This window comes from Mesorhizobium sp. C399B, assembly GCF_030323185.1.
GTDB lineage: Bacteria > Pseudomonadota > Alphaproteobacteria > Rhizobiales > Rhizobiaceae > Mesorhizobium.
Genome location: NZ_CP100472.1, coordinates 2,220,047 through 2,244,296 on the forward strand (window position 1 = coordinate 2,220,047; position 24,250 = coordinate 2,244,296).

The 24,250-nt window shown below is 64.3% G+C and carries 27 protein-coding genes; 13 read left to right on the plus strand and 14 right to left on the minus strand.

The genetic code is table 11. The annotated features are described in order from the left end of the window. Positions 1 to 3: 3 nt before the first annotated feature. From NLY36_RS10475 to NLY36_RS10495, 5 genes are all read right to left on the minus strand, one after another. A complete protein-coding gene (locus tag NLY36_RS10475; protein WP_245260201.1) occupies positions 4 to 807 on the minus strand; it encodes a citryl-CoA lyase in 804 nt (267 codons plus the stop codon). A 59-nt stretch (positions 808 to 866) separates the two neighbouring features. After that, complete coding sequence (locus NLY36_RS10480; protein ID WP_031249029.1) at positions 867 to 2,045, minus strand: CaiB/BaiF CoA transferase family protein; 1,179 nt, start codon at positions 2,043 to 2,045, stop codon at positions 867 to 869. Between the two features lie 15 nt (positions 2,046 to 2,060). Then, entirely contained in the window at positions 2,061 to 3,584 is a 1,524-nt protein-coding gene (locus NLY36_RS10485; RefSeq protein WP_023735110.1) for a tripartite tricarboxylate transporter permease, read from the minus strand. A 4-nt stretch (positions 3,585 to 3,588) separates the two neighbouring features. Then, positions 3,589 to 4,125: a tripartite tricarboxylate transporter TctB family protein gene (locus tag NLY36_RS10490; RefSeq protein WP_023700086.1), complete on the minus strand. Its 537-nt coding sequence runs from the start codon at positions 4,123 to 4,125 to the stop codon at positions 3,589 to 3,591. Between the two features lie 125 nt (positions 4,126 to 4,250). Continuing rightward, entirely contained in the window at positions 4,251 to 5,228 is a 978-nt protein-coding gene (locus NLY36_RS10495; protein WP_023686552.1) for a Bug family tripartite tricarboxylate transporter substrate binding protein, read from the minus strand. A 206-nt stretch (positions 5,229 to 5,434) separates the two neighbouring features. Between NLY36_RS10495 and NLY36_RS10500 the strand changes: the two genes are divergently transcribed. Beyond that, positions 5,435 to 6,208: an IclR family transcriptional regulator gene (locus NLY36_RS10500; RefSeq protein ID WP_023686553.1), complete on the plus strand. Its 774-nt coding sequence runs from the start codon at positions 5,435 to 5,437 to the stop codon at positions 6,206 to 6,208. On the opposite strand, the gene NLY36_RS10505 is transcribed toward NLY36_RS10500, so the two are convergent. The 3 genes from NLY36_RS10505 to NLY36_RS10515 all read right to left on the minus strand — a co-directional run bounded on the left by NLY36_RS10505 (position 6,195) and on the right by NLY36_RS10515 (position 8,328). Continuing rightward, positions 6,195 to 7,295, minus strand: a complete 1,101-nt coding sequence (locus tag NLY36_RS10505; protein ID WP_023735111.1) for an OmpA family protein — start codon at positions 7,293 to 7,295, stop codon at positions 6,195 to 6,197. The two genes, NLY36_RS10500 and NLY36_RS10505, sit on opposite strands and share 14 nt — an antisense overlap. Positions 7,296 to 7,415: 120 nt before the next feature. Further along, the gene (locus NLY36_RS10510; protein WP_023686555.1) at positions 7,416 to 7,955 is read right to left on the minus strand and encodes a GNAT family N-acetyltransferase; all 540 of its coding nucleotides are present in this window, start codon (positions 7,953 to 7,955) and stop codon (positions 7,416 to 7,418) included. A gap of 142 nt (positions 7,956 to 8,097) precedes the next feature. Further along, positions 8,098 to 8,328, minus strand: coding sequence for a YdeI/OmpD-associated family protein (locus tag NLY36_RS10515; protein ID WP_023683083.1), 231 nt, complete (start codon positions 8,326 to 8,328; stop codon positions 8,098 to 8,100). Positions 8,329 to 8,468: 140 nt separating this feature from the next. On the opposite strand from NLY36_RS10515, the gene NLY36_RS10520 reads away from it, so the two are divergent. The 4 genes from NLY36_RS10520 to NLY36_RS10535 all read left to right on the plus strand — a co-directional run bounded on the left by NLY36_RS10520 (position 8,469) and on the right by NLY36_RS10535 (position 12,170). Further along, the gene (locus tag NLY36_RS10520; RefSeq protein WP_023735112.1) at positions 8,469 to 8,924 is read left to right on the plus strand and encodes a DUF2214 family protein; all 456 of its coding nucleotides are present in this window, start codon (positions 8,469 to 8,471) and stop codon (positions 8,922 to 8,924) included. A gap of 178 nt (positions 8,925 to 9,102) precedes the next feature. Beyond that, positions 9,103 to 10,080, plus strand: coding sequence for a tripartite tricarboxylate transporter substrate-binding protein (locus NLY36_RS10525; RefSeq protein ID WP_023683081.1), 978 nt, complete (start codon positions 9,103 to 9,105; stop codon positions 10,078 to 10,080). 98 nt (positions 10,081 to 10,178) lie between these two features. Next, positions 10,179 to 10,652: a tripartite tricarboxylate transporter TctB family protein gene (locus tag NLY36_RS10530; RefSeq protein ID WP_023735113.1), complete on the plus strand. Its 474-nt coding sequence runs from the start codon at positions 10,179 to 10,181 to the stop codon at positions 10,650 to 10,652. 9 nt (positions 10,653 to 10,661) lie between these two features. Further along, entirely contained in the window at positions 10,662 to 12,170 is a 1,509-nt protein-coding gene (locus NLY36_RS10535; RefSeq protein WP_023683079.1) for a tripartite tricarboxylate transporter permease, read from the plus strand. On the opposite strand, the gene nth is transcribed toward NLY36_RS10535, so the two are convergent. Continuing rightward, positions 12,130 to 12,963 (minus strand): endonuclease III, encoded by an 834-nt coding sequence (gene nth / locus NLY36_RS10540; RefSeq protein WP_023683078.1) that lies wholly within the window; start codon positions 12,961 to 12,963, stop codon positions 12,130 to 12,132. The genes NLY36_RS10535 and nth overlap by 41 nt on opposite strands. A 22-nt stretch (positions 12,964 to 12,985) precedes the next feature. On the opposite strand from nth, the gene NLY36_RS10545 reads away from it, so the two are divergent. After that, on the plus strand, positions 12,986 to 13,480 hold the full coding sequence (locus tag NLY36_RS10545; protein ID WP_023669732.1) for a DUF2244 domain-containing protein: 495 nt from the start codon (positions 12,986 to 12,988) through the stop codon (positions 13,478 to 13,480). Positions 13,481 to 13,490: 10 nt separating this feature from the next. Here NLY36_RS10545 and NLY36_RS10550 read toward each other — a convergent pair whose 3' ends face one another. Next, the gene (locus NLY36_RS10550) at positions 13,491 to 14,306 is read right to left on the minus strand and encodes a class I SAM-dependent methyltransferase (protein WP_023704196.1); all 816 of its coding nucleotides are present in this window, start codon (positions 14,304 to 14,306) and stop codon (positions 13,491 to 13,493) included. Positions 14,307 to 14,421: 115 nt separating this feature from the next. On the opposite strand from NLY36_RS10550, the gene NLY36_RS10555 reads away from it, so the two are divergent. The 5 genes from NLY36_RS10555 to NLY36_RS10575 all read left to right on the plus strand — a co-directional run bounded on the left by NLY36_RS10555 (position 14,422) and on the right by NLY36_RS10575 (position 18,966). Beyond that, entirely contained in the window at positions 14,422 to 15,327 is a 906-nt protein-coding gene (locus tag NLY36_RS10555; protein ID WP_027049741.1) for a methylated-DNA--[protein]-cysteine S-methyltransferase, read from the plus strand. 141 nt (positions 15,328 to 15,468) lie between these two features. Then, the gene (locus tag NLY36_RS10560; protein WP_023735114.1) at positions 15,469 to 16,377 is read left to right on the plus strand and encodes a ribokinase; all 909 of its coding nucleotides are present in this window, start codon (positions 15,469 to 15,471) and stop codon (positions 16,375 to 16,377) included. After that, entirely contained in the window at positions 16,374 to 17,834 is a 1,461-nt protein-coding gene (locus NLY36_RS10565; RefSeq protein ID WP_031249030.1) for an amidase, read from the plus strand. Before NLY36_RS10560 ends, NLY36_RS10565 begins: the two co-directional genes overlap by 4 nt. 97 nt (positions 17,835 to 17,931) lie before the next feature. Beyond that, a complete protein-coding gene (locus NLY36_RS10570; RefSeq protein WP_023669737.1) occupies positions 17,932 to 18,546 on the plus strand; it encodes a LysE family translocator in 615 nt (204 codons plus the stop codon). Positions 18,547 to 18,693: 147 nt separating this feature from the next. Next, positions 18,694 to 18,966 (plus strand): hypothetical protein, encoded by a 273-nt coding sequence (locus tag NLY36_RS10575; protein ID WP_023698211.1) that lies wholly within the window; start codon positions 18,694 to 18,696, stop codon positions 18,964 to 18,966. 209 nt (positions 18,967 to 19,175) lie between these two features. On the opposite strand, the gene NLY36_RS10580 is transcribed toward NLY36_RS10575, so the two are convergent. Further along, positions 19,176 to 20,117 carry a nucleoside hydrolase gene (locus NLY36_RS10580; RefSeq protein WP_023698210.1) on the minus strand — a complete coding sequence of 314 codons (942 nt, stop codon included), beginning with the start codon at positions 20,115 to 20,117 and terminating at the stop codon, positions 19,176 to 19,178. Between the two features lie 144 nt (positions 20,118 to 20,261). On the opposite strand from NLY36_RS10580, the gene NLY36_RS10585 reads away from it, so the two are divergent. Then, positions 20,262 to 20,687 carry an Hsp20 family protein gene (locus tag NLY36_RS10585; protein ID WP_023669741.1) on the plus strand — a complete coding sequence of 142 codons (426 nt, stop codon included), beginning with the start codon at positions 20,262 to 20,264 and terminating at the stop codon, positions 20,685 to 20,687. Positions 20,688 to 20,751: 64 nt separating this feature from the next. After that, positions 20,752 to 21,009, plus strand: coding sequence for a BQ00720 family protein (locus NLY36_RS10590; protein WP_023683072.1), 258 nt, complete (start codon positions 20,752 to 20,754; stop codon positions 21,007 to 21,009). Between the two features lie 71 nt (positions 21,010 to 21,080). On the opposite strand, the gene ptsN is transcribed toward NLY36_RS10590, so the two are convergent. From ptsN to rpoN, 3 genes are all read right to left on the minus strand, one after another. Further along, positions 21,081 to 21,545, minus strand: coding sequence for a PTS IIA-like nitrogen regulatory protein PtsN (ptsN, locus tag NLY36_RS10595; RefSeq protein WP_023669743.1), 465 nt, complete (start codon positions 21,543 to 21,545; stop codon positions 21,081 to 21,083). A gap of 108 nt (positions 21,546 to 21,653) precedes the next feature. Further along, positions 21,654 to 22,238 (minus strand): ribosome hibernation-promoting factor, HPF/YfiA family, encoded by a 585-nt coding sequence (hpf, locus tag NLY36_RS10600; RefSeq protein ID WP_023683071.1) that lies wholly within the window; start codon positions 22,236 to 22,238, stop codon positions 21,654 to 21,656. A gap of 397 nt (positions 22,239 to 22,635) precedes the next feature. Further along, positions 22,636 to 24,162 (minus strand): RNA polymerase factor sigma-54, encoded by a 1,527-nt coding sequence (rpoN, locus tag NLY36_RS10605; RefSeq protein ID WP_023735117.1) that lies wholly within the window; start codon positions 24,160 to 24,162, stop codon positions 22,636 to 22,638. Positions 24,163 to 24,250: the final 88 nt, after the last annotated feature.

Sequence of the window (24,250 nt, forward strand, 5' to 3'; positions counted from 1 at the left end):
ACCTCACTTGCCCTCGTCCCCTTCAGCGGGACCCTCATCCCCCTCAGCGGGAAATGGCCGCAGCGGCGTGCCCGTATAGGCCCACAGCCATTCGCGCGGCAGCGGCCCTTTGTTGCGCTCGCTTTGCTGCGACTGTTCCCATGCATGCGCCAGGATGCCCACCGAGCGCGAGAGCACGAACAGGCCGCGCGTCAACGGCGGCGGAAAGCCGAGCTCGCCATAGATGACGGCGGTGGCGCCGTCGATGTTGAGCGGTATTTTCTTCCCCTTGCGCCGTGCCACCTCTGATTCGACGGCCTCGGCGATGTCGGCAAAGCGTCCGCTGACGACGCCGCGCGCGGCAAACTCGCGCGTCACTGCGATCAGGCGCGGCGCGCGCGGATCGACCGGGTGGAAGCGATGGCCAAATCCCGGCACATAGCCTTTCTCCTCGGCGAAGAAACGGTCGAGCCGTGCGGCTACGGCTTGGTCCAGCGCAACACCTTGGTCAAGTGCCACGGCAATGTCGCCATAGAAGGACAGCGCCTGTTCGCCGGCGCCGCCATGCACGTCACCCAGCACGTTGACGGCGGACGCCATGGCGCTGTTGATGCCGACGCCGCAGGTGATGGCCATGCGGGCAATGGCGATCGACGGCGCCTGCGGCCCGTGGTCGACGGCCGCCCCCAGCGCAATGCCGAGCAGCGCCGCCTGCTCCTCGCTCGGCAATTCGCCGCGCAGCATCAGCCAGATCGTGGCCGGAAAGCTGACGCGGCCGATCAGCTCCTGGATTTCATAGCCGCGCAGCCGGATGATGCCGGGGCTCATCTCGATGATGCCGGTCTGCCACCATTCCTCGCCGCGTTCGCGGCCGGTTTTTCTCTCGCTCACGCGCTTCTCCTGGCGCGCGGCGGCAGGGTGGAAAAAACCTCGTCCATATGCTCGCCCAGCACAGGCGGCGGCAGGACCGGCAAGGGTGCCGCGCCATCGACCATGAAGCCGCCGCGCACCACGGTCAGCGGCTGCGCCATGCCGGGCAGACCCTGGAAACGCGCGGTCATGTCGCGCTCGACCACCTGGCGCTCGCCAAGCACCTGCGGGATCGTCAGCACCCGGCCCGCCGGAACGCCGGCGCGGTTGAACTTTTCTTCCCAGGCAGCCGCCGAGGCGCTCGCAAGCGCTGTCTCGATCAGCCCTTTCAAGGAGGCGCGGTTCTGCTTGCGCGTCTCGCGCTCGGCAAAGCGCGGATCGTCGGCCAGTTCCGGCTGGCCGATCAGCCGGCAAAGCGTGACGAACTGCTCCTGCTTGTTGGCGGCGATGTTGAGCAGGCCGTCGCCGGTGCGAAACGCGCCGGAGGGCGCAGCCGTCATGTTCTCATTGCCCATCGGCTGCGGCTCGACACCGGCGGTCAAATAGTTGGACACCGGCCAGCCCAGCGCCGACAGCGTGCATTCGAGCATCGAGACATCGAGAAACGCGCCCTCGCCCGAGGTCTTCTGCTTGACCAGCGCCGCGGCGATGGCGAAGGCCCCGACCAGCCCGCCCAGCGTGTCGGCGACGGGATAGCCGACCCGCAAGGGTGCGGTCTCCGGCGTGCCGGTGATGCTCATGATGCCGGACAGCCCCTGGATGATCTGGTCGTAGGCCGGATTGTCGCGCATCGGCCCGCTCTGGCCGAAACCGGATATGGCGCAATAGACGAGACCGGGGCGGACCGCTTTCAGCACCTCATAGCCGAGACCCAGCCGCCCCATCACGCCCGGTCGAAAATTCTCGACCAGCGCGTCGGCCGAGGCGACGAGATCGAGGAAGCGTTCGCGGTCGGCTTCGCTCTTGAGATCCAGCACCACCGATCGCTTGCCGGCATTCTGCGCCAGGAACGACGCGCCCATGCCCGCATTGTTGAGCGCCGGCGAGGCGCCGAGCTGGCGCGCCAGATCGCCGCCTTGCGGCGTCTCGACCTTGATGACATCGGCGCCGAGCAGCGCCAGCTGGTAGGCACAATAAGGGCCCGCCAGCACATTGGTCAGGTCGAGGATGCGGATGCCGGCAAGCAGATCGGTCATGATGCTCCAGGTTGCTCAGGCATCGCCCGGCACATGCTCCAGCCCGCGCCGGCGCCGATGCTCGATGAAGGCCCAGATATGCGGACCGGCGAGCCCGATGAAGGCAAGGATCAGCAGCACCAGCGACAGCTTGTGGGTGTAGAACACCGACCAGTCGCCGTTCGAGATCGTCATCGCCCGGCGGAACTGCGTTTCGGCGAGCGGCCCCAGGATCATGCCGATGATGACCGGCGCGGTCGGGAAATCGAAGCGCCGCATCAGGAAGCCGGCGGCCCCCAGGAGATAGAGGATGACGAGGTCGATCGGCGATTGCGAGATGCCGTAGGTGCCGACGGTGGCGAACACCAGGATGCCGGCATAGAGCTGCGGCGCCGGGATTTTCAACAGCCGTACCCACAGCCCGATCAGCGGCAGGTTGAGGATGACCAGGATGACGTTGGCGATGAACAGGCTGGCGATCAGGCCCCAGACCAGATCGGCCTGCGTCGTCAACAGCAGCGGTCCCGGATTGATGCCGTAGCTCTGGAAGGCCGACAGCATGATTGCGGCGGTCGCCGAGGTCGGCAGGCCAAGGGTGAGCATCGGCACCAGCACGCCGGCGGCAGACGCATTGTTGGCGGCTTCCGGTCCGGCAACGCCCTCGATGGCGCCGACCGTGCCGAACTCCTCCTTGTGCTTCGACAGCTTCTTTTCGATGGCGTAAGACAGGAAGGTCGGGATCTCGGCGCCGCCCGCAGGCATGGCGCCGATCGGGAAGCCGATGAAAGCGCCGCGCAGCCATGGCTTCCACGAGCGCCCCCATTCGGCCGCGGTCATGTAGAGCGAGCCCTTGAGCGGCACGATCTCGTCCTTGCCGGCATAGCGGCGCGAGGCCATGTAGAGCGTCTCGCCGACGGCAAACAGGCCGACCGCGGCAATGATGACATCGACGCCATCGAGCAGTTCGTTCATGCCGAAGGTGAAGCGCGGCTGTCCCGTCTGCAGGTCGACGCCGATCATGCCGATGACGAAGCCGAGAAACAGGCTGGTGAGGCCGCGCACCGATGACGAGCCGAGCACCGCCGACACCGTGATGAAGGCAAGCACCATCAGCGAGAAATATTCGGCCGGACCGAAGGCCAGCGCGAACTTCACCACCACCGGCGCCAGGAAGGCGACGCCCATCGTGCCGATGGTGCCGGCGACGAAGGAGCCGATCGCCGAGGTCGCCAGTGCCGCGCCGCCGCGACCCGAGCGGGCCATCCTGTTGCCTTCCAGCGCGGTGACGATGGTGGCGCTTTCGCCCGGCGTGTTGAGCAGGATCGAGGTCGTCGAGCCGCCATACATGGCGCCGTAATAGATGCCGGCGAACAGGATGAAGGACGCCTCCGGCGCCACCTGATAGGTGATCGGCAACAGAAGCGCGATGGTCAGCGCCGGCCCGAGACCGGGCAGCACGCCGATGGCGGTGCCGAGCGTGGTGCCGACCAGGCACCACAGCAGGTTCATCGGCGAGAAAGCGACGGAAAATCCGTGGGCGAGATGGCCGAGCGTCTCCATGGCGTCAGCCCCTTACCGTGGCGATGATCGCGTCGATCACCGTGTTCAGCTGGTTTTCGATAAAGCCGGCGCCAATGTTGACGCCGAGCGCCCTGGCGAATCCGAAATAGGCGGCCAGCGCCAGGATAAGGCCGGTCAGCGCATCGCGCAGCGTGTGCTTGCTGCCGAAGCCATAACAGACGAGCACGAACATGATGACCGAGGCGGCGGTGAAGCCGAGCGGCTGGATCAGCACCAGATTGGCGACCAGGCCGGCAACGACGATGCCCATCGCCTTCCAGTCGGTCGGCGTCTCCTTTTCTTCCTGCGGCTGCCAGCCGCCGCGCAGCGCGGCGACGATGAGCAGCAGCGAAAGCACGATCATGCCGGTCATGGTGATGTAGGGAAAGACGGTCGGCCCGACCTTGGAATAGAGCGGCGAAACCGGGATCGCCAGGGTCTGCCACGCCACGGCCGCGGCACAGGCGAGAAGCCCGATGCCGATCAACAATTCGGGCATGGCAAGGCGCGGGGGCGCCGGCTGCTGGTCGCTGGTGCTCATCGATGTCCTCCCGAGATGGCCGGCATCCTGCCGCCGGCCGCATCCGCAGTTTCACTCCCAGCGCATGATATGTCCATCTCGCAGGCTAATGTCGGAAGGGGCGGCCGTGGCCGCCCCTGAAGACATCAGGCGAGGCCGAGATCCTTGAGGATCGCGGTGATGCGGGCGGTGTCGTCGACGAGGAATTTCGCATAATCGTCGCCGGTCAGAAGGATGGGGGTCCAGTTGCGGTTCTTGCATTCGGCTGCCCAGGCATCGCTCTTGGCCATGGTCTCGATCATCGTGACCATCGCCGCCTTGTCGGCGTCGGAGACGCCTGGCGGTGCGAATACGCCGCGCCAGTTGAACAGTTCGACGTCGATGCCGGCTTCCTTCATCGTCGGTGCGTCGATGCCGTCCTGGCGCTTGTCGGCGGAGATCGCCAACAGCCGAAGCGCGCCCGCCTTGACCTGCTCGGAGAACTCGCCGAAGCCGGAAATGCCGGCCGCCACCTGGTTGCCGAGCAGCGCCGACAGCGCCTCGCCGCCGCCGGCGAAAGGCACATAGGAGAGGTTGGTTGCCGGAACGCCGACCGTCTTGGCGATCAGCCCGAACAGGATGTGGTCGGAGCCACCGGCCGAGCCGCCGGCCACCGGAACCTTGGTCGGATCCGCTTTGAGCGCGGCGACGAAATCGCCGGCCGTCTTGAACGGCGAATCCGCCGGCACCACCAGCGCCTCGAACTCGCCGGTGAGGCGAGCGATGGGCGTCACTTCGGAGAGGTTGTTGGCCGATTTGTTGGCGATGATGGCGCCGACCATGACCATGCCGGCCACCATCAGCGAATTGCCCTTGCCCTTCCATTGGCTGATGAACTGCGGCAGGCCGACCGTGCCGCCGGCGCCGCCGACATTGGTGATCTGCGAGCCGGAGATCAGTTTTTCACTGCGCAGCACCTGGTCGATGGTGCGCCCCGTCTGGTCCCAGCCGCCGCCGGGCGCGGCCGGCACGAAGATCTGGATCTGCGGTGCATCCTGAGCGAGGGCGGGCGTCAAATGCGTTGCAACGAATCCGGCAGCGCCTGCGGCCGCGGTGCTCATCAAAAATCTGCGTCTGTTCAGCATGGGATTCCTCCAAATCACGACACCTCCTCCGGTGCCTGCCAGAAACGTAGCCTGAAAACAGACCCGCTCGGCAAAAATTCATGCCGATTTCGGTACGTTCTGTCAACAGGAACGCTGTTCTACTAGACAGAACCATGGATGTGCGGCACAATCGCTTCGGCCGGCCTTTGTCCGAGCAGGTAAACTGGAATGAAACTGTTCGTGAGATGACCGAAGCGCGATCCCAGCCGTTGCCGGCCGATGGTGTTGCCGCGCTCGACCGCGCGATCGCCATTCTCGACGCGTTCGCGACCGCCGACCGCTCGCTCAGCCTGGCCGAGATCGCGGCGCGCACCGGGCTCTACAAAAGCACCATTTTGAGGCTAGCGAACTCATTGCTGCGTGGGCAGTTGCTGGAGCGGCTCGACGATGGCCGCTACCGCATCGGACCCGCCACCTTCCGGCTTGGCGCGCTTTACCAGCGCTCGGTCGTGGCGGTCGACATCTTGCTGCCGATCATGCGCGATCTTGCCGAACGCAGCTGGGAAAGCGTGGCGTTCTATGTCCGCTCGGGCGACGCCCGCACCTGTCTCTACCGCGTCGAATCCAAGCACCCGATCCGCTACACGATCCGGGAAGGCGACCTGCTGCCGTTGCTCACCGGCTCTGGCGGCCGCGTGCTGGCAGCGTTTTCAGGCCAGCCGGGCGAACCATACGAGACCATCCGCAACGCCTGCCACTATCTGTCGATCGGCGACCGCGACCCTGAGACGGCGGGCGTCTCGGTGCCGGTGTTCGGACCGGGCCGCGTTCTGCTCGGCGCCTTGACGCTCGCCGGCCCGTCGACACGCGTCGACACGGCGTTCCTGCGCCGCATGACACCGGACCTGCTGGAGGCCGCCGCTCGCGCCACCCGCGCCTTCGGCGAGGATGCCTCGATGCTGGAGCAGGCAGCGCGCCTAGCCGGCGCTGAAACCGTGATCGGCCTCAGTTCGCCTTGACCAGCACCACACGGCGGTTCTTGGCGCGGCCGGTTTCGCCGTCATTGCTGGCGACGGGCGCCATCATGCCGGCGCCGGCGGCGGTCAGCCGGCCGCCATCGATGCCGTATTTCGAGACCAGCGCCGCCTTCACCGACTGCGCCCGCCGCGAGGACAGATCGATATTGTAGTCGAAGGCGCCCTGGTTGTCGGTATGACCGACGACGATCACCGCCATACCGGGCTCGTTGGTCAGAAGCGTCGAGATCTCCTTCAGCGTCGGTTCCGATTCCGGCTTGATGTCGGCCTTGTCGGTGTCGAAGAAGATGCCGTAGAGCGAGATGGAGCCGGTGGCCGACAGCGAATCCGCCATCTTGGCCGCTTCGACCACCACCATCTTCTTGTCGCGCGCCTTGGGCTCCAGCACCTGAACGACGGCGATGGTGCGGCCGTTGAGTTCCTTGCAGTAGAGGTCGTCGATCAGCGAATAGGCCTGAACAGTGACATAGGCGTCGCCGCCATCCTGCGGCACCTTGGCAGCGAAGAAGCGCTGGTCGTTGATACCGGTGGTTACCGCACAGGCGCCATTGGAAAAGGCCGCGTCCTTGACGTCGCTTTCATGGAAGAAATACATCATCAGGCTCATGTCGCCGCCGCCACCGCTCGACGACCGGTCGGCGGCGCCGCCGCACTCTTCCTTCTTGCATTCGAACAGGACTTCGCCGCCGGCGGCCGCGATCACATCCTGGTAGTTGCGCAGCACTTCGAGCGGGGAGCGCTCGGCCGGCAGCACATAGGCGATGCGGGTCAGCGCGCCTTCGACCTCAGCCTTCTTGTCCGGCGCGAACACACGGTTGTTCATCGTGTCACGGGCATCCGGATCGGCGCTCGGCTTCAGCGGCGACAGCGGCACTGTAAAATCGGTATAGGCGAATTTTTCGTAGGAGACGATGAACGACCCCTCGTAGCGCTTGGCCAGATGATTGTCGGCACCGCCCTCAATGTCGGCGGTCGGCACCGTCGCATCGGCGCCCGCCAGTTGCACGGCCGCCAGGAGCAGCAGCCCCGCCCAGAAAAGCTTCAGAAATATCGCATTGATCGCACGCATGGTCGGCTCCCCCAAAGAGCAATTCCAGGAAAAGTGTGAGCGGTTTTCCCACAGGAATTGCGTAGCTAGATTAGAATAGCCAATCCTAGCAGCGCGAGGCAATTGCGTCGATGAAGCGCTTCACACCCGCCGTTCGAGCAGGATCGTCAGCCCGTCGTGATAGGTGGTTTCCAGGACCTTGGTGTAGCCGCACTTTGCCGCAACGTTCAACGAGCCGGTGTTTTCCGGATCGATGATGCAGACGGTTCTCGCGCCGGCAAAGGTTTCGTCGCCCCAGGCCAGGGCCCTTCTGACGACTTCGCTGGCAAGACCCTTGCCATGCGCTTGCGGCGCCAGCGCCCAGCCGGCTTCCGGAATGCCCTCGAGCGACGGCTCGATGTCGCGCTTCAGGTCGTGGAATCCCGCTTCGCCGATGAAGCGACCGCTGGCCTTGTCCTCGACCGCCCAGAAGCCGTAGCCGAGCAGCGACCACAGGCCGGCATGCCGCAGGAACCGCATCCAGCTTTCCTCCCGCGTCCGCGGCTTGCCGCCTATGAAACGGGTGGTGACGGGGTCGGCCCACATGACGGCATAGTCGTCGAAATCTTCGATCCGGTGCGCCCGCATGATGGTCCGTTCCGTTTCGAGAACCGGGACGCCGGCTGTTTTTGGACTGCCCATGAAACTCTGCCTCCGTTGACGGTCAGCGCTTAGCAAACCAGCGCGCCCGGACAAGGGCCAAGCCGGATCATCATTCAGCCAGGGAAGCTTCCGAACGGCCCGGCGCGACCAGGCGGTCGAAGCGAACAGCGTCGGCTTACTTTCAGCCGTGCCAGACCATCTTCATGTAGAGCCCACCGCGCCGCAATTCGTCCAGCATCTGGTCGAGCCGCTTCTGCCTGGTGTCGCTGCGTTTGGCGCGGGCGACCCAGCCGAGATAATCGTTCTTCTGGTAGTCCGGCCGCGCCTCGTAGGCCGCTGTCAGTCCTTTTTCGGTCAGGGCGATGCGGATGTCGTCCGGCATCGGGTTCAGGGCGCGCTTCAGTCCGGTCATTCAGAAAACCCCAGCTGTCAGGATGGCGACGCCGATGGTCCAACCCAGGTCCGCCTCTGGGAATTCTGCCGAACGATGCTACCTTTCGCAACCGGTCCGGCAAGGGCCGGTCTCGATACCGCCAATGGGAGGAGAACGCCATGGACACCACCGATCTCGTGCTTGCCATTTTCCATCATCTGCTGGTGTTGTCGCTGGCCGGCATCATCGGCGCCGAATTTGTCCTGATCCGCGGCGACCTCTCCGCCGCCACGCTCAAGCGGCTTGCCGGCATCGACCGCCACTACGGCATCATCGCCATGCTGATCATCATCATCGGCATCTGCCGCGTCATCTACGGCCTGAAGGGCTGGGAATTCTACGTCTACAACTGGGTGTTCTGGGCCAAGATGGCGGCATTCGGCATCGTTGGCCTGCTGTCGATCATCCCGACCATCCGCTTCATCTCCTGGAACCGGCAAGCCAGTGCAAATCCCGGCTTTCAGGTGCCGGTTGCGGAACTCGCCTCGGTGAAGACCTATGTGCGCGCCGAAGCCTTCATCTTCCTGCTGATCCCGATCTTCGCGGCGGCGATGGCGCGCGGCTACGGTTATTGAAGCAACGCCAACACCAAACCCATCTCCTCCGGGCATACTCCCCACTGATCGCCATGGTTGCGCACGACTGTATTTTGCAGTTTGCGTCAGGCGACAATCTGTTAGCTTGCCTTTGTTGCACCCTCGCTGCCTGACCTGCACAGCGATCGGAGATTGATATCCTGGGAGGAGAATTACGATGAGGAAAATTGTAGCCGCCCTGGCCGCCGCCGCGGCCGTCACGCTTTATTCGTTCACCGCCAGCGCACAGACCTATCCCGAGCGCACCATCACCGTCGTCGTGCCGTTTGCGGCCGGCGGTCCGACCGACACGGTTACGCGGCTCGTCGCCGAAGCCATGTCGAAGGATCTCGGCCAGCAGATCATCGTCGAAAATGTCGGCGGCGCCGGCGGCACGCTGGGCGCCGGCCGCGTCGCCAACGCCGACCCGGATGGCTACACGCTGCTCCTCCATCACATCGGCATGGCGACCAGCGCGACCCTCTACAGAAAACTCGCCTACGACACGCTGAACGCCTTCGAGTATGTCGGCCTCGTCACCGAGGTGCCGATGGCCATCGTCGCCCGCAAGGACCTGGAGCCGGCCGACCTGAAAGGGCTGGTCGAATACGCCAAGACCAACAAGGACACCATCACCGTCGCCAATGCCGGCATCGGCGCTGCCTCGCATCTGTGCGGCATGCTGTTCATGAGCGCCATCGGCACGCCGCTGGTCACCGTGCCCTACAAGGGCACCGGTCCGGCCATGACCGACCTTCTCGGCGGCCAGGTCGACATTATGTGCGACCAGACCACCAACACCACCAAGCAGATCCAGGGCGGCACGATCAAGGCCTATGCCGTCACCACGCCGGAGCGCCTCGACGTGCTGAAGGACGTGCCGACGACCATCGAAGCCGGCCTGCCCGCGGTGCAGGTCGGCATCTGGCACGGCCTCTATGCGCCGAAGGGCACGCCGGCCGAGATCACCGGCCGACTGTCGAAATCGCTCCAGGTCGCGCTGAAGGACCCCAACGTCATCGCCCGCTTCGCCGAACTCGGCACCAAGCCGTCGTCCGAGGCCGACGCGACGCCGGCAGCGCTGAAGGCCAAGCTGGAAGGCGAGATCATGCGCTGGAAGCCGATCATCGAAGCCGCCGGCCAATACGCCGACTGAGGCTTGAACGGGGCGCTGCCGGCGCCCCGTTTTCGCTTCGACGTCCGTTTTCACATTTGCAACGGCAAGCCCGTTGCAAGGGTCAGGGGAGGACCGCCATGAAACCTTTCGCCATCGACAGGGCAAACGGCCTGTGCGCCGCGCTGTTCATCTTTTTCGGCGCCTTTTTCGCGATACAATCGCTCGGCCTCGAAATCGGCACCGCCTTCCGCATGGGACCGGGCTATTTCCCGCTGGTGCTGGCGATCGTGCTGATCGTGCTCGGCGCCATCATCCTCGTCCAGGCGGTGCGCGTCGAGGGCGAGCCGATCGGCCCCATTGCCTGGCGCGGCATGCTCTTCATCCTGCCGGCGCCGATCTTTTTCGGCATGACCGTGCGCGGCCTCGGCTTCGTCCCGTCGATCTTCCTGACGGCGCTGATCGCCTCTTTTGCCGGCGCCCGCATGAAGCCGCTGACGGCACTTCTGCTGTCGGCCGGCCTGACGCTGTTTTCGGTGCTGGTCTTCAGCTACGCGCTCGGGCTGCCATTCCAGCGCTTCGGCCCCTGGTTGCCCCAATGGCTGGCATTGTGAGGCGCTGAGATGGACCTCCTCAGGAACCTCGAACTCGGCTTTTCGACGGCCACCACGCCGGCCAATCTGGGTTTTTGCCTCATCGGCGTTCTGCTCGGCACGCTGATCGGCGTCCTGCCCGGCATCGGCGCCACCGCAACCATCGCCATGCTGCTGCCGATCACCTTCCAGATCGGCGACCCGGTCTCGTCCCTCATCATGCTGGCCGGCATCTACTACGGCGCCCAGTATGGCGGTTCGACCACCGCCATTCTCATCAACATGCCCGGCGAATCCTCCTCGGCCGTGACCGCCATCGACGGCTACCAGATGGCCAGGAACGGTCGCGCCGGGGCGGCTCTGGCGATTGCCGCGATCGGCTCGTTCTTCGCCGGCACGGTGTCGACCTTCCTGGTCGCCGTCTTTGCCCCGCCGCTGACGGCAATAGCCCTGCAATTCGGCGCGGCCGAATATTTTTCGCTGATGATCGTCGGCCTCGTCTCGTCCATCGCGCTCGCCCATGGCTCGATCGTCAAGGCGCTGGCGATGGTCGTGCTCGGCCTGCTGCTCGGCATTGTCGGCACCGACATCTACACCGGCACGCCGCGCTTCACGCTCGGCATCCGCGAATATGCCGACGGGCTGAACTTCGTGGCGGTGGCGGTCGGCGTCTTCGGCGTCGCCGAGATCCTGCGCAATCTCGAAAACGAGCACGAGCGCTCGGTGATGATCAAAAAAGTCTCCGGCCTGATGCCGACCCGCGACGACTTCAAGGCGATGGCAGCACCCATCGTGCGCGGCACGATCATCGGTTCGGCGCTCGGCATCCTGCCCGGCGGCGGCGCGGTGCTTGCCGCCTTTGCCTCCTACACGGTCGAAAAGCGCGTGTCGAAACACCCGGAGGAGTTCGGCAAGGGCGCCATCGCCGGCGTCGCCGGACCGGAATCGGCCAACAATGCCGGCGCCCAGACCTCCTTCATTCCGATGCTGACGCTGGGCATTCCGGCCAATCCGGTCATGGCGCTGATGATCGGCGCCATGATAATCCAGGGCATCGTGCCCGGCCCCAATGTCGCGATCGAGCAGCCGGCGCTGTTCTGGGGCATCATCGCCTCGATGTGGATCGGCAATCTGATGCTGATCGTGCTGAACCTGCCGCTGATCGGGCTGTGGGTGAAGCTGCTGACGATCCCCTATTATGTGCTCTTCCCGATCATCATGGCGTTCTGCTCGATCGGCGTTTACAGCGTCAACACCAACGCCTTCGATCTCTACGCGGTCGCATTCTTCGGCCTGCTCGGCTACATCCTGACCAAGCTGCGCTGCGAACCCGCACCCCTGCTGCTCGGCTTCGTGCTCGGCCCGCTGCTCGAGGAAAACCTGCGCCGCGCCATGATCCTGTCGCGCGGCGACCCCTCGACCTTCGTGACGCGGCCGATCAGCGCCGGCCTGCTGCTCGTCGCACTGGCCGTGCTCGTCGTCGTCTTCCTGCCGTCGGTCAAGAAGAAGCGCGAAGAGGTGTTCGTGGAGGAAAGCTAGTTGTCGGGACGCCGGGCGCCGCGATTTCCACGAGCGGCGCCGGCACGTCTGTCGTCTTCACCTCGGCCTTGCAGAGATCGGCGATGACGCAGGCCGGGCAATCGGGCTTGCGCGCCTTGCAGACATAGCGGCCATGCAGGATCAGCCAGTGATGCGCATGGCGCATATACTCGTCCGGGATGATCCGCAGCAGCCCTTGCTCGACCTGTTCGGGCGTCTTGCCTGGCGCCAGGCCGAGGCGGTTGCCGATGCGGAAAATATGGGTGTCGACCGCCATCGTGTGCTGGCCGAACGCCATGTTGAGCACGACATTGGCGGTCTTGCGCCCGACCCCCGGCAGCTTGACCAACTCATCGCGCTCGCTGGGCACCTCGCCGCCGTAATCGCGTATCAGCGCCTCCGAGAGCGCCACGACATTCTTGGCCTTGTTGCGCCAGAGTCCGATGGTGCGGATGTACTCGCCAACCCTGGCTCCGCCCAGCGCCAGCATCTTTTCAGGTGTGTCGGCGACCTTGAACAACGCCCGCGTCGCCTTGTTGACGCCGGCATCGGTCGCCTGCGCCGACAGCACCACGGCCACCAGCAGCGTGAAGGCGTTGACGTGCTCGAGCTCGCCCTTCGGCTCGGGCCGCTGCACCGAAAACCGCCGGAAGATCTCATGCACCTCGGCGGCGCTGTAGAGCGAACGGAGCCGCGCCGGCCGCGGTCGCGGCTTGGCATTCGAGCCGTCGCGCCGCCCGGGCGGCAGTTCACTTTTGGATAGGGAAAGATTTTTGGACTTGGGGCTGGCCATTTCCCTCCTATAATATCCTGGGATGAGCGACACAAACGCCTCGTTTCAGGCCGACGAGCCATTCTTCCAGGCGCTGCTGACACCGCACCGCTCGCTGGGCCGCACCGGCTTTGCCGTGCTGATGGGCGCGCTGCTGTTCGGCTGGGTGGTGACCGGGGCGTTTTTCCTGTCGCGCGGCGCCTGGCCGGTGTTCGGCTTCTTCGGCCTCGACGTCATCGCCGTCTACATCGCCTTCCGCGCCAACTATCGTGCCGCCCGTGCCCGCGAGGAAGTGTCGGTGTCGCGCACCAGCCTCGACATCCGCAAGACGGCGCCCTCGGGAAAGTCGGAAGCGCATCGCTTCAACCCGTTCTGGGCGCGCTTTTCCGTCGCTCGCCATGCCGAGATCGGCATCACCAGGATGACGGTGGAAGCACAAGGACAGAATGTGCCGATCGGGTCATTCCTGGACCCTGACTCCCGCGAGAGTTTTGCCACTGCATTTTCACGTGCTCTGACAAAAGCCAGGACGCGTTAGAGTCGGCGCGTCAGAACCGGTAGCGTAAAATCCTGCCGACCTTGCGCAATGCGGGAATGTGTCTCCAGAGCCCGATGAACAGTTTTGCGGACCAGCTCATATGCGCTGTGCGTTCCGCGCTGTAGGCCGAGATATCGTCGACAAAGCGCAGCTTCGGAACGGCACGCTCCAGTACCTGCGGGTCGTCGATCGCCCAGTGAACCTCGGCGCCCGTCGCCCTGATGGTCGGATTGAGGCGCAGCATCTTCAGGCCGAAGTGGCTGTAGGCGTCGAACATCAGCTCGCCGCCGGCAAGATGCGCGACAAGGCGTGACAGCAGCCGTGGCCCCTCCTCTACCGGGAGATAAGGCGTCAACCCCTCCATCACCACGACGGCCGGACGATTGCGCGGCACTTCTGCCAGCCAGTCTGGGTCGGTTACCGAAGAGCCGACGAGGTGGTAATGGTCCCGGGACGGGTAAAGCTTGCGCCGGAGCGCGATGACATCCGGAAAATCGACATCGAACCACTCCACGCCTTCGGGTGGATCGACACGGAAAATGCGCGTATCGAGCCCGCAGCCGAGATGCAGCACGATGGCGCCGGGATTTCTGGCGATGAAGTCCTGAACGCGGACATCATACGTCTTGGCCCGGATCGCCAGGCCGATGCCGAGATTGGTGTCGACCTTGAGGCGCGAGAAATCATAGTCGATCTTGCGCACGGCCTCGTCGGCGAAGCGATCCCCGAGCAGCGAATGCGGCAGCCGGCTTTCCAGTGCCTTGCCATAAAGCGTCATCAGCAAGGTCTCCCTTGCTCCGCTCAGATTCACCCTTTCGCCGGCCATTGGCATCTCCCGGGGCGCAATCCAGTTTTTATCTGGTAACAGGCGGCAACAAGGCAAGTTTCGGGTGGTTGCAAGGGGCGGAAAGACCGATATTCGCGGTCAAGGAGATATTGCCATGAACGCCCAGATGACCATGAATACGCAGATGAAACCGACAGCGATCCTGCAGCACGACATCACCCCCGAGGGCAGCGACTACGAGGTCGTGCGCCGCGCCATCGAGAAGATCAGCCTCGACTATCGCGACCAGCCCTCGCTGGAAGCCCTGGCAGCCGATGTCGGCGAGACACCCACGGGCCTGCAAAAACTGTTCACCCGCTGGGCCGGCCTGTCGCCAAAAGCCTTCCTGCAGGCGGTCACCCTCGACCATGCCCGCAAACTGCTCGATTCCGGCATGCCGCTCCTCGAAACATCGTTCGAACTCGGCATGTCCGGCCCCGGCCGGCTGCACGATTTGTTCGTCACCCACGAGGCGATGTCGCCGGGCGACTACAAGACGCGCGGCGCCGGCCTGACCATCCGCTACGGCTACCACATCTCGCCCTTCGGCATCGCCCTGATCATGGTCACCGACCGTGGCCTTGCGGGGCTCGCCTTCAACGATCCGGGCGGCGAGCGGGCGGCTTTCGCCGACATGTCGGGCCGCTGGCCGAACGCCACCTATGTCGAGGACATGAGCGCCACCCAGCCCTATGCGGCGCGCATCTTCGATCCGACATTGTGGCGCGCCGACCAGCCGCTGCGCGTGGTGATGATCGGCTCCGACTTCCAGCTGCGCGTCTGGGACGCGCTGCTCAGGATCCCGATGGGCAAGGCCTGCACTTATTCTTCGATCGCCTCCAGGATCGGCGCGCCAAACGCCAGCCGGGCGGTGGGGGCGGCGGTCGGCGCCAACCCATTGTCCTTCGTCGTCCCTTGCCATCGGGCGCTGGGCAAGTCCGGCGCACTCACCGGCTACCACTGGGGCCTGACCCGCAAACGCGCCATGCTCGGTTGGGAAGCGGGCCAGACCGCGTCCTGAAGCTGCCCGCATCAAACAACACCGGCGAAATCCCTTCGCCGGTGTTGTTCTTTTTGCGAGCTCCCGGCGCAAAACATCCGCACGCTCTGGCAAGCCGCCGGCTTACAGGTTAGCTTCCCGCGCATTCCGCAGGAGGCTTTCTTGATCATCGTTGTCGGCTCGATCAACCTCGACCTTATCGCCAATGTCGACCGCCTGCCTTCGCCGGGCGAGACGGTCCGCGGCTCCGGCTTCGCCACCGCGCCCGGCGGCAAGGGCGCCAACCAGGCGCTGGCTGCGGCGCGCGCCGGCGCCAAGGTGCGCATGGTCGGCGCCGTCGGCAAGGACAATTTCGCAACCGAAGCCCTCGCTTTGCTCGTGGCCGGCAAGGTCGATCTCTCCGGCGTCGGCCAGAGCTTCGCCTCCACCGGCACGGCGCTGATCCTCGTCGGTGCCGACGGCGAGAATGTCATCGCCGTCGTGCCGGGCGCCAATGATTCGGTGCTGCCCGGCGATCTCGCCAAGGCTTTCCTTGCGAAGGGCGACGTCGTCCTGCTGCAGCACGAGATCCCGCTGCAGACCGTCGATGCAGCGCTTGACGCCGCACGCGCCGCCGGCGCCGTCACCGTGCTCAACACCGCGCCGTTCCGTAGCGAGGCGGCAGCGTTGCTCGGCAAGGCCGACTACGCCGTCGCCAACGAAACCGAATTCGACCTTTACGGCGAGGCGCTGTCGCTGAAAGGCCGCGACCGCCCGGCGCGCATGCGCGACTTCGCCGGCAAAACCGGCCGCACCATCGTCGTCACGCTCGGCGGCGACGGCGTGCTGGCGGCGACCCCGGGGGATTTCCTGACCGTGCCGGCGCTGAAAATCACGCCGGTCGACACGGTCGGGGCCGGCGATACTTTTTGCGGTTATCTCGCTGCCGGGCTGGCGTCCAACCTGCCGCTGGAGCAGGCTCTCACCCGCGCCGCAGCCGCCGGCTCACTCGCCTGCCTGAAGCCCGGCGCCCAGCCGGCCATCCCGCTGGCCGCGGATGTGGACACCGCCCTGCGCAACAACGCCGGATGACTGCCCTGCGCCCTACAACGAAGCACGCCGTGCCCCCCGCCGGCGACATCTGCCGGATGTCCGCTGTCGACCTGGCCGAGGCGATCCGGCTGCGCCGCCTGTCCGTGCGCGAGTTGGTCGCCGCATTCCTCGACCGCATCGACGCCGTAAACCCGCTGGTCAACGCCATCGTCTCGTTGCGCGAGCGCTCCGACATCCTGCGCGAGGCCGACGCGGCGGACGCGCATCTAGCGCAAGGCGGGCCGGCCGGCTCGCTGTTTGGCCTGCCGATGGCGATAAAAGACCTCGCCATGACGCGCGGCTTGAGGACCAGTTTCGGCTCGCCGATCTTTGCCGATTTCGTGCCGCAGGAGGACGATTTCTTCGTCGAGCGCATCCGCAAGGCCGGCGCCATCATCATCGGCAAGACCAATGTTCCCGAATTCGGGCTGGGATCCAACACCTACAACAACGTGTTCGGCCCGACGCTGAACGCCTTCGATCCGGCGCTCACCGCAGGCGGGTCGAGCGGCGGCGCTGCGGTCGCCCTTGCACTCGACATGGTTCCGGTCGCCGACGGCAGCGATTTCGGCGGCTCGCTGCGCAACCCGGCGGCGTGGAACAATGTCTATGGCTTCCGCCCGTCGCAGGGCCTTGTCCCCGGCGGGCCGGATCTTGAAGTCTTTCATGCCCAGATGGGCATAGACGGACCGATGGGCCGCAGCATCAGCGACATGGCGCTGCTGCTCGATGTGCAGGCGGGCTACCATCCGCATGCGCCCTTGTCCTGGGAAAAGCCTGGTTCGTTCCTCGAAGGGCTGGCAACGCCGGCAAGCGGCGGCCGCGTCGGCTGGCTCGGTGATCTCGGCGGTCACCTGCCGGTAGAGCCTGGCATCCTCGACCTGTGCGAGGCCGCACTCGGCCGCTTCGCGGAGGCATCCTTCCTGACCGAGCCCTTGCTGCCGGATTTCGATTTCGAGGCACTGTGGCAAGCCTTCGTGACGCTGCGGCAGGCGAGCAGCGGCTCGGCGCTGAAAGTCCATTATGACGACCCGCACAAGCGCGCCCTGCTGAAGCCGGAAGCCGTCTGGGAGGTGGAGAACGCCATGCGGCTGACGGCGCCGCAGATCCGCGCGGCCTCGGTCATCCGCACCTCCTGGCACCGGACGCTGCTGTCGCTGTTCGAGCACTTCGATCTCATCGCGCTGCCGACGGCGCAGGTGTTTCCTTTCGAAGTCGGCACGCATTGGCCAAGTGAGGTCGCCGGACGGACGATGGACAGCTACCATCGCTGGATGCAGGTTTCGGCCTTCGCCACGCTCGGCGGCTGTCCTGCGCTCAATGTGCCGGTCGGCTTCGACGACAAAGGCCGTCCCATGGGCATGCAGTTGATCGGACGCCCGCGCGGCGACCTCGCCGTGCTCAGGGCCGGCGCGGCCTATGAGGCGACCTTGCCTTGGCAGGCGGGGGCGTCCTGACGCGAGGGGCGGCACGGTCTGCGACCGGCTTGCACCAGCCCCGCCGCCATGCATTGATTGCAGCCAGCCGCCTAAGCGCATCCTCGAGGAAATCCCCATGTCGCTGGAACTCTACGCCGCCTATGTCCTTGCCTGCATCGTCATCATCCTGGTGCCCGGTCCGACTGTCACGCTGATCATCGCCAACAGCATCCGCCATGGCTACCGCGCCGGCCTTGCCAATGTCGCCGGCACGCAGGCTGGGCTCGCCGTGATGATCGCCATTGTCGGCATCGGCCTCAACACGCTGATATCGGGCATGGGCCACTGGTTCGAATGGGTGCGCCTGATCGGCGCCGCCTATCTGATCTGGATGGGGGTGCAGATGTTCCGTTCCAAGGGCGCGCTGAATGCCGACGGCACCGCGAGAAAGCCGCGCGGCGGCTTCTTCCTGCAGGGCCTGCTCGTAGCGCTGAGCAACCCCAAGACCCTGGTGTTCTTCGGCGCCTTCTTCCCGCAATTCATCGCCCCGCAGGGCAATTACACCCTGCAGATCGTCGTCATGGGCCTTACCGCCATGATCTTCGCCGCCGTCTCGGATTCCACCTATGCGCTCGCCGCCAGCCGCGCCGGACGCCTGCTCTCGGCCAGCCGCATCAAGCTGATGTCCAGGATCAGCGGCAGCTTTCTGGTCGGCGGCGGCCTGTGGCTGGCTTTTTCGAAGGCGAAGTAACAACCGTGGACGGGTATCCCCGATGCAGTATGAGCCGGAATAGAAAGGCTGATTGAAAGTCTGCCTTTACGCCACCACATGAATCGGCGTGGGGGATTCACGTCGATGTCATGGACTTACGCTGGCATAAAAAGGGACGCGCCTGGCGTGGTCCTGATCGTCGTCCTGTTTGCGGTGATGGTTCCTTCGGCTCTCTACAAATGGACGAATGATGCGAGCCCCATCCGGTCGGTCGAGCCAATCGACGCAACGGTCAAAAGTACCCATTCAGACAACGGCCGCACGCTTTATCTGGTTGCACTCGAAACCGGTTCGTCCATTCTTGTCGAAGACGACCTCCCGCACCTGATCGGCGCGCCGGCAAGATTGGAGCGCGTCACGCGCGAGAATGGAATGGTCTTCTATCGATTTGCAAAGTGAACGGCGGCGGCGCCTTCCTTCTCCCCTGTGGGAGAAGGTGGATCGGCGCGATAGCGCCGAGACGGATGAGGGGTGTTCCAGCGGAGTGAGACGTGGGCGTTCCCTGGAACACCCCACATCCGTCGCCTTCGGCGACACCGCCCGGGGGCGAGCCACTTGTCTCGCCCCGTCCCTTCGGAACCCACAATGGGGAGAAAGGAAAGACAGAGCTAAAGCCGAGCCAACCGCTCCACCAGCAGCGCGAAAAAGGCGTCATGGTCGATGTCGCGCATCACCATGGCGTTCTTCGGCCGCTTGGTCACGCCCCACCAGTCGATCACGGTCATGCCCATGGTGAGTTCGGAGGTGGTTTCGACGGTGACGTTGCAGTTGCGGCCCTTGAACAGCTCCGGCTTCAACAGATAGGCGATGACGCAGGGGTCGTGCAGCGGGCCGCCATCGGTGCCGTATTTCTCCTCGTCGAAGCGCTCGAAGAACTCCAGCATCTCGGCCGTCGCGGTGCCGACCCTGGTGCCGAGCTGGCGGATGGCCTGCGTGCGCTTGGCCGTGGTCAGCGCCTTGTGGGTGACGTCGAGCGGCATCATGACGATCGGAATGCCGGATTTGAACACCAGGTCGGCGGCTTGCGGATCGACATAGATGTTGAATTCTGCGGTCGGCGTGACATTGCCGCCTTCGAAGAAACCGCCGCCCATCAGTACGATTTCCTTGATGCGCGGCGCGATCTTCGGCTCACGGATCAGCGCCAGCGCGACATTGGTGAGCGGGCCGAGCGCGCACAGGGTGATCGTACCGGCCTCTTCCTTCATCAGGGTCTCGACGATGAAGTCGACCGCATACTGGCCCTGCAGCTTCATCTTCGGATCTGGCAGTTGCGGGCCGTTGAGGCCGGTCTTGCCATGCACTTCCTCGGCGGTGACCAGTTCGCGCGCCAACGGGCGGATGGCGCCTGCATAGACCTTGATATCGGGCCGTCCGGCCAGTTCGCAGATTTTCCTGGCGTTCTTTTCGGTCAATTTCAGCGGCACGTTGCCGGCAACAGCAGAGATGCCGACGATCTCCAGCTCGGCGCTGCCGAGCGCCAGCAATATGGCGACGGCATCGTCCTGGCCGGGATCCGTGTCGATGATGATCTTGCGGGTCTGGGGCATTTCATTTCCTTATGCGGGGGAGTCTTTTTGGCGGGGGTGTTCGGCGGCTTGAACTTGGCCGCGGCGCGGACCATATCAAGACCATCGGGAAAAATGCCATCCGGGTTTTTCCAGTTTATGTCGCTCCAAAGAGGACAGTGTAACATGAGCCGAATGACGCCCTTCTCCAGCCCGCTTCTCCTTGGTTTCGATGCCATGGAAAAGACCCTGGAACGACTGGCGAAATCCGGTGACAGTTATCCTCCCTACAACATCGAGCGCCTCAGCGGTGCTGACGGCAAGGCCGAAAGGCTGCGCATTACGCTGGCTGTCGCGGGTTTCGCCGAAAGCGATCTCGATGTCACCACGGAGGAAAACCAGTTGGTCGTGCGCGGCCGTCAAACCGACGACACCGAGCGCGAATTCCTCCACCGCGGCATCGCCGCGCGCCAGTTCCAGCGCTGTTTCGTGCTGGCAGACGGCATGCGGGTGATCGCAGCGGAACTGAAGAACGGCCTTTTGTCGATCGATCTCGATCGGCCGGATACCGAACGGCTGGTACGGAAAATAAATATATCGGTGAAAGACTGATCTTTACCGATGGCTCTCATGCGGGATGGCCTTGAGCGGCGTCCTCGCGCCAAGGAGGCTTGAAATGACCAGAACTGACGAAACCATCACCATGACCAGCGGCGAATTCGCCCATCTCGGCGAAGGCTCGGTCGCTTATCTCCGCAAGGTCTCGAGCGACGAGCTGCTCGGGCGCTTCCCCAACCTCGGCGAAATAGCGCCTGGTATGGTCCTGTGGGCCCTGTTTGCCGCCAACGGCCAGCCGATCCTGCTTTCGGATGCGAAAGACCGGGCTTTGGCCGGCGCCATGGAAAACGACCTGACCACTGTCGCCATTCACTAAGGCGACTGCTGGCGGTTGAAATGGAGAGGGCCGCCTTCGGCGGCCCCTGGAAGACTTAAATCCGAAGAACTTCAGGCGGCGTGCGAGGCCTGCGTGTCCGAAAGCAGTGCGTGGATGGCGACCGCGTCGCGCGTGCCTCTGATCTTGGCCACCGTGTCGGCGTCGCGCAAAACCCTGGCGATGCGCGACAGTGCCTTGAGGTGATCGGCGCCGGCGCCTTCCGGGGCCAGCAGCAAAAACACCAGATCGACCGGCTGGTCATCCAAGGCCTCGAAATCGACCGGCGTCTCCAGACGGGCAAAGACGCCGGCGATGCGCTTCACCCCGGCGAGCTTGCCGTGCGGAATGGCGATGCCGTTGCCGACGCCGGTGGAGCCCAGCCGTTCGCGCTGCAGGATGGTGTCGAACACTTCGCGCTCCGGAATGCCGGAAATCGCCGCCGCTCTCTCGGACAGCAACTGCAGAAGCTGCTTTTTGGAGTTCGCCTTCAACGCCGGCAATATCGCCGGAACGTTGAGAAGATCGCTCAGATCCATATTTGAAATCCCTTATTCGCCTGCCGTCGCCAGTCCTCGCCCCTCGCGCGGCTGGCTATTATCCCTGTGCGACCATTGTCGTCACCTGTGCGACCATTGTCGTTGTCGTCACGCCTGTGCGACTTTGGTCGTCGACGGGTCGATCCAGCCGATATTTCCGTCCGGCCGCCGATAGACGATGTTGAGGTGGTCGTTTCCGGCGTTGCGGAAGACGAAAACCGGGCTGTCCTTGGTGTCGAGTTCGATAACCGCCGACGCCACCGACATGGTCTGCAGCGTCATGGTTGATTCGGCGACGATGGCCGGGGCGTAGTCCTCCGGAATGTCCTCATCGTCATCGGTCAGCGGCGCCATCACCGTATAGGCGATGTCGGTGATTTCACCATTTCCAGTGCCTGAATTGTGCGATTTCAGACGGCGTTTGTAGCGCCGCAGCCTGGTTTCGAGGCGGTCCGCGGCCGCCTCGAAGGCAAGTGTCGGATCCTGGGAATCGCCGGTTGCCTGCAGCGAAGCGCCGGAATCCAGCCTGATCATGCAATCGGCCGAGTAACGCGACCCCGATTTGATGACCGTGACGTGCCCTGAAAAACCGCGATCGAAATATTTTCCAATCGCCTCGCCGACACGATCGGTAATGCGCGTACGCAACGCATCGCCGATATCCATGTGTTTACCCGATATGCGCAATTTCATCTGAAAACTGACCTTCCTTGCTCAGGCTTCAAACTGGCCAGAGTTTATACTCGTGATCCGTGCGCACAAGCTTTGCGGCGTCAACTCGCGCCGATTTTAGATCCGAACTTTCCGGTTGATCACAATCCGCCTTCTTGGCCGTCCCGTGGCCTTCATCGTGACGGACCATCCGCATGCGGGCCGCGAGCCCGTCTCATGCGGGCGGGCTTCTAGACACTTCATTGCAGCTTGTCAATTAATGCATGTCGCCCAGAAGTGCGCTGCGGTTCTGGGACAACGACATGCATCAAAACAAAGACTTAAAGCGCGTCGTATGAATCCGTTTCAGCGCGATGCGCTTTAAGGTCGGAAAGTTGTGGAATCCAGCCATAGCAAAAGCCTTGCCGGGCAAGCAGACCTAGCGCCCCGCGCTCGCCAGAGCGCGCTTTTCACGCCGCCGCTGCACCGACGAGGGAATATTCATACCCTCCCGGTACTTGGCCACCGTGCGCCGGGCAATATCGACGCCGCTTTCCTTCAACATATCGACGATTGCGTCATCGGACAGCACATCGGCGGGCTTTTCCTCGTCGATCAGCTGCTTGATGCGGTCGCGCACCGCTTCCGAGGAATGCGCATCACCGCCGCCCGACGCCGCGATCGAAGCCGTGAAGAAATAACGCAGCTCAAACACGCCACGCGGCGTCAGCATGTATTTGTTGGCCGTCACCCGGCTGACGGTCGATTCATGCATGCCGATGGCATCGGCCACCGTGCGCAGGTTGAGCGGCCTGAGCTGGCGCACGCCATGGACGAGAAAAGCGTCCTGCTGGCGCACGATTTCCGACGCCACTTTCAGGATCGTCTTTGCCCGCTGGTCGAGGCTCCGCGTCAGCCAGTTGGCATTCTGCAGGCATTCGGCCAGGAAATCCTTCTCCGCCTGATTCTTCGCATGCGGCGAGACCTGGGCGAAATAGATGTGATCGACCAGCACGCGCGGCAGCGTCTCGGCATTGAGCTCGACCGTCCAGCTACCGTCATTGGCGGCACGGACTTCGACATCGGCGACGATGGCATCGCTGGCGCCGCCTGAAAATGCCGTGCCCGGACGCGGATCGAGCGCGCGGATTTCGGCCAGCATGTCGAGAAGATCCTCCTCGTCAACCCCGCAAAGCCGCTTCAGCGTCTGGAAATCGCGCCGCGCCAGGAGTTCGAGGTTGCCGATCAGCGTTTTCATCGCCGGATCGAGACGATCGCGCATGGCAAGTTGCAGCGACAGGCATTCGGCAAGGTCGCGCGCAAACAGGCCGACCGGCTCGAATGTGTGGCAGGCTGCCAGCACCTTGGCCACCACCGCCTGATCGGCGCCGAGCCGTTTGGCGATCTCGGCGGGATCGGCGCGCAGATAGCCGGCCTCGTCCAGGCCGTCGGCCAGTTCGGCTGCGATCAGCCTTGCGGCCGGATCGGCAAAGGCAAGCGCGATCTGCTCGCCGACATGCTGGCGCAGCGTGATCGCCGCGGCGGCCATGTCGCCGACGTCGAAGCCTTCGGAAGAACCGGACGAACTATTGCCGGTGGCCGACTTCCACTGCGCCGTCAGGTCCGGGCCGAGCCGCTCGCTGGTGCCGGGATCGTCGGGGAACAGATTTTCCAGCGAGCTGTCGAGCTTGTCGGAGATCGCTTCGGCGCTCCACGCCGTCTCGTTTTCGAACCAGTCGCCATCGGCGGCAGGCTCAGGAGCGGCATCGCCCTTCTGCACCTGGTCGCTTGCGGCGTCATCCTGGGGCTCGGCGCGCTCCAGCAGCGGATTGCGCTCGATCTCGTCGTCGATGAAGTGGTCGAGCTCGACATGGGTGAGCTGCAACAGCCTGATCGACTGCATCAGCTGCGGCGTCATCACCAGCGACTGGGATTGTCGTAGCTGTAGTTTCGCCGCCAACGCCATGGTTCGGTTTCAAACGCCCTTCTGCACCCGGAAGCCTACACATCAGAAGCTGCCGCAAAATGAATTTTTCCGACCTTCCATAGAAACT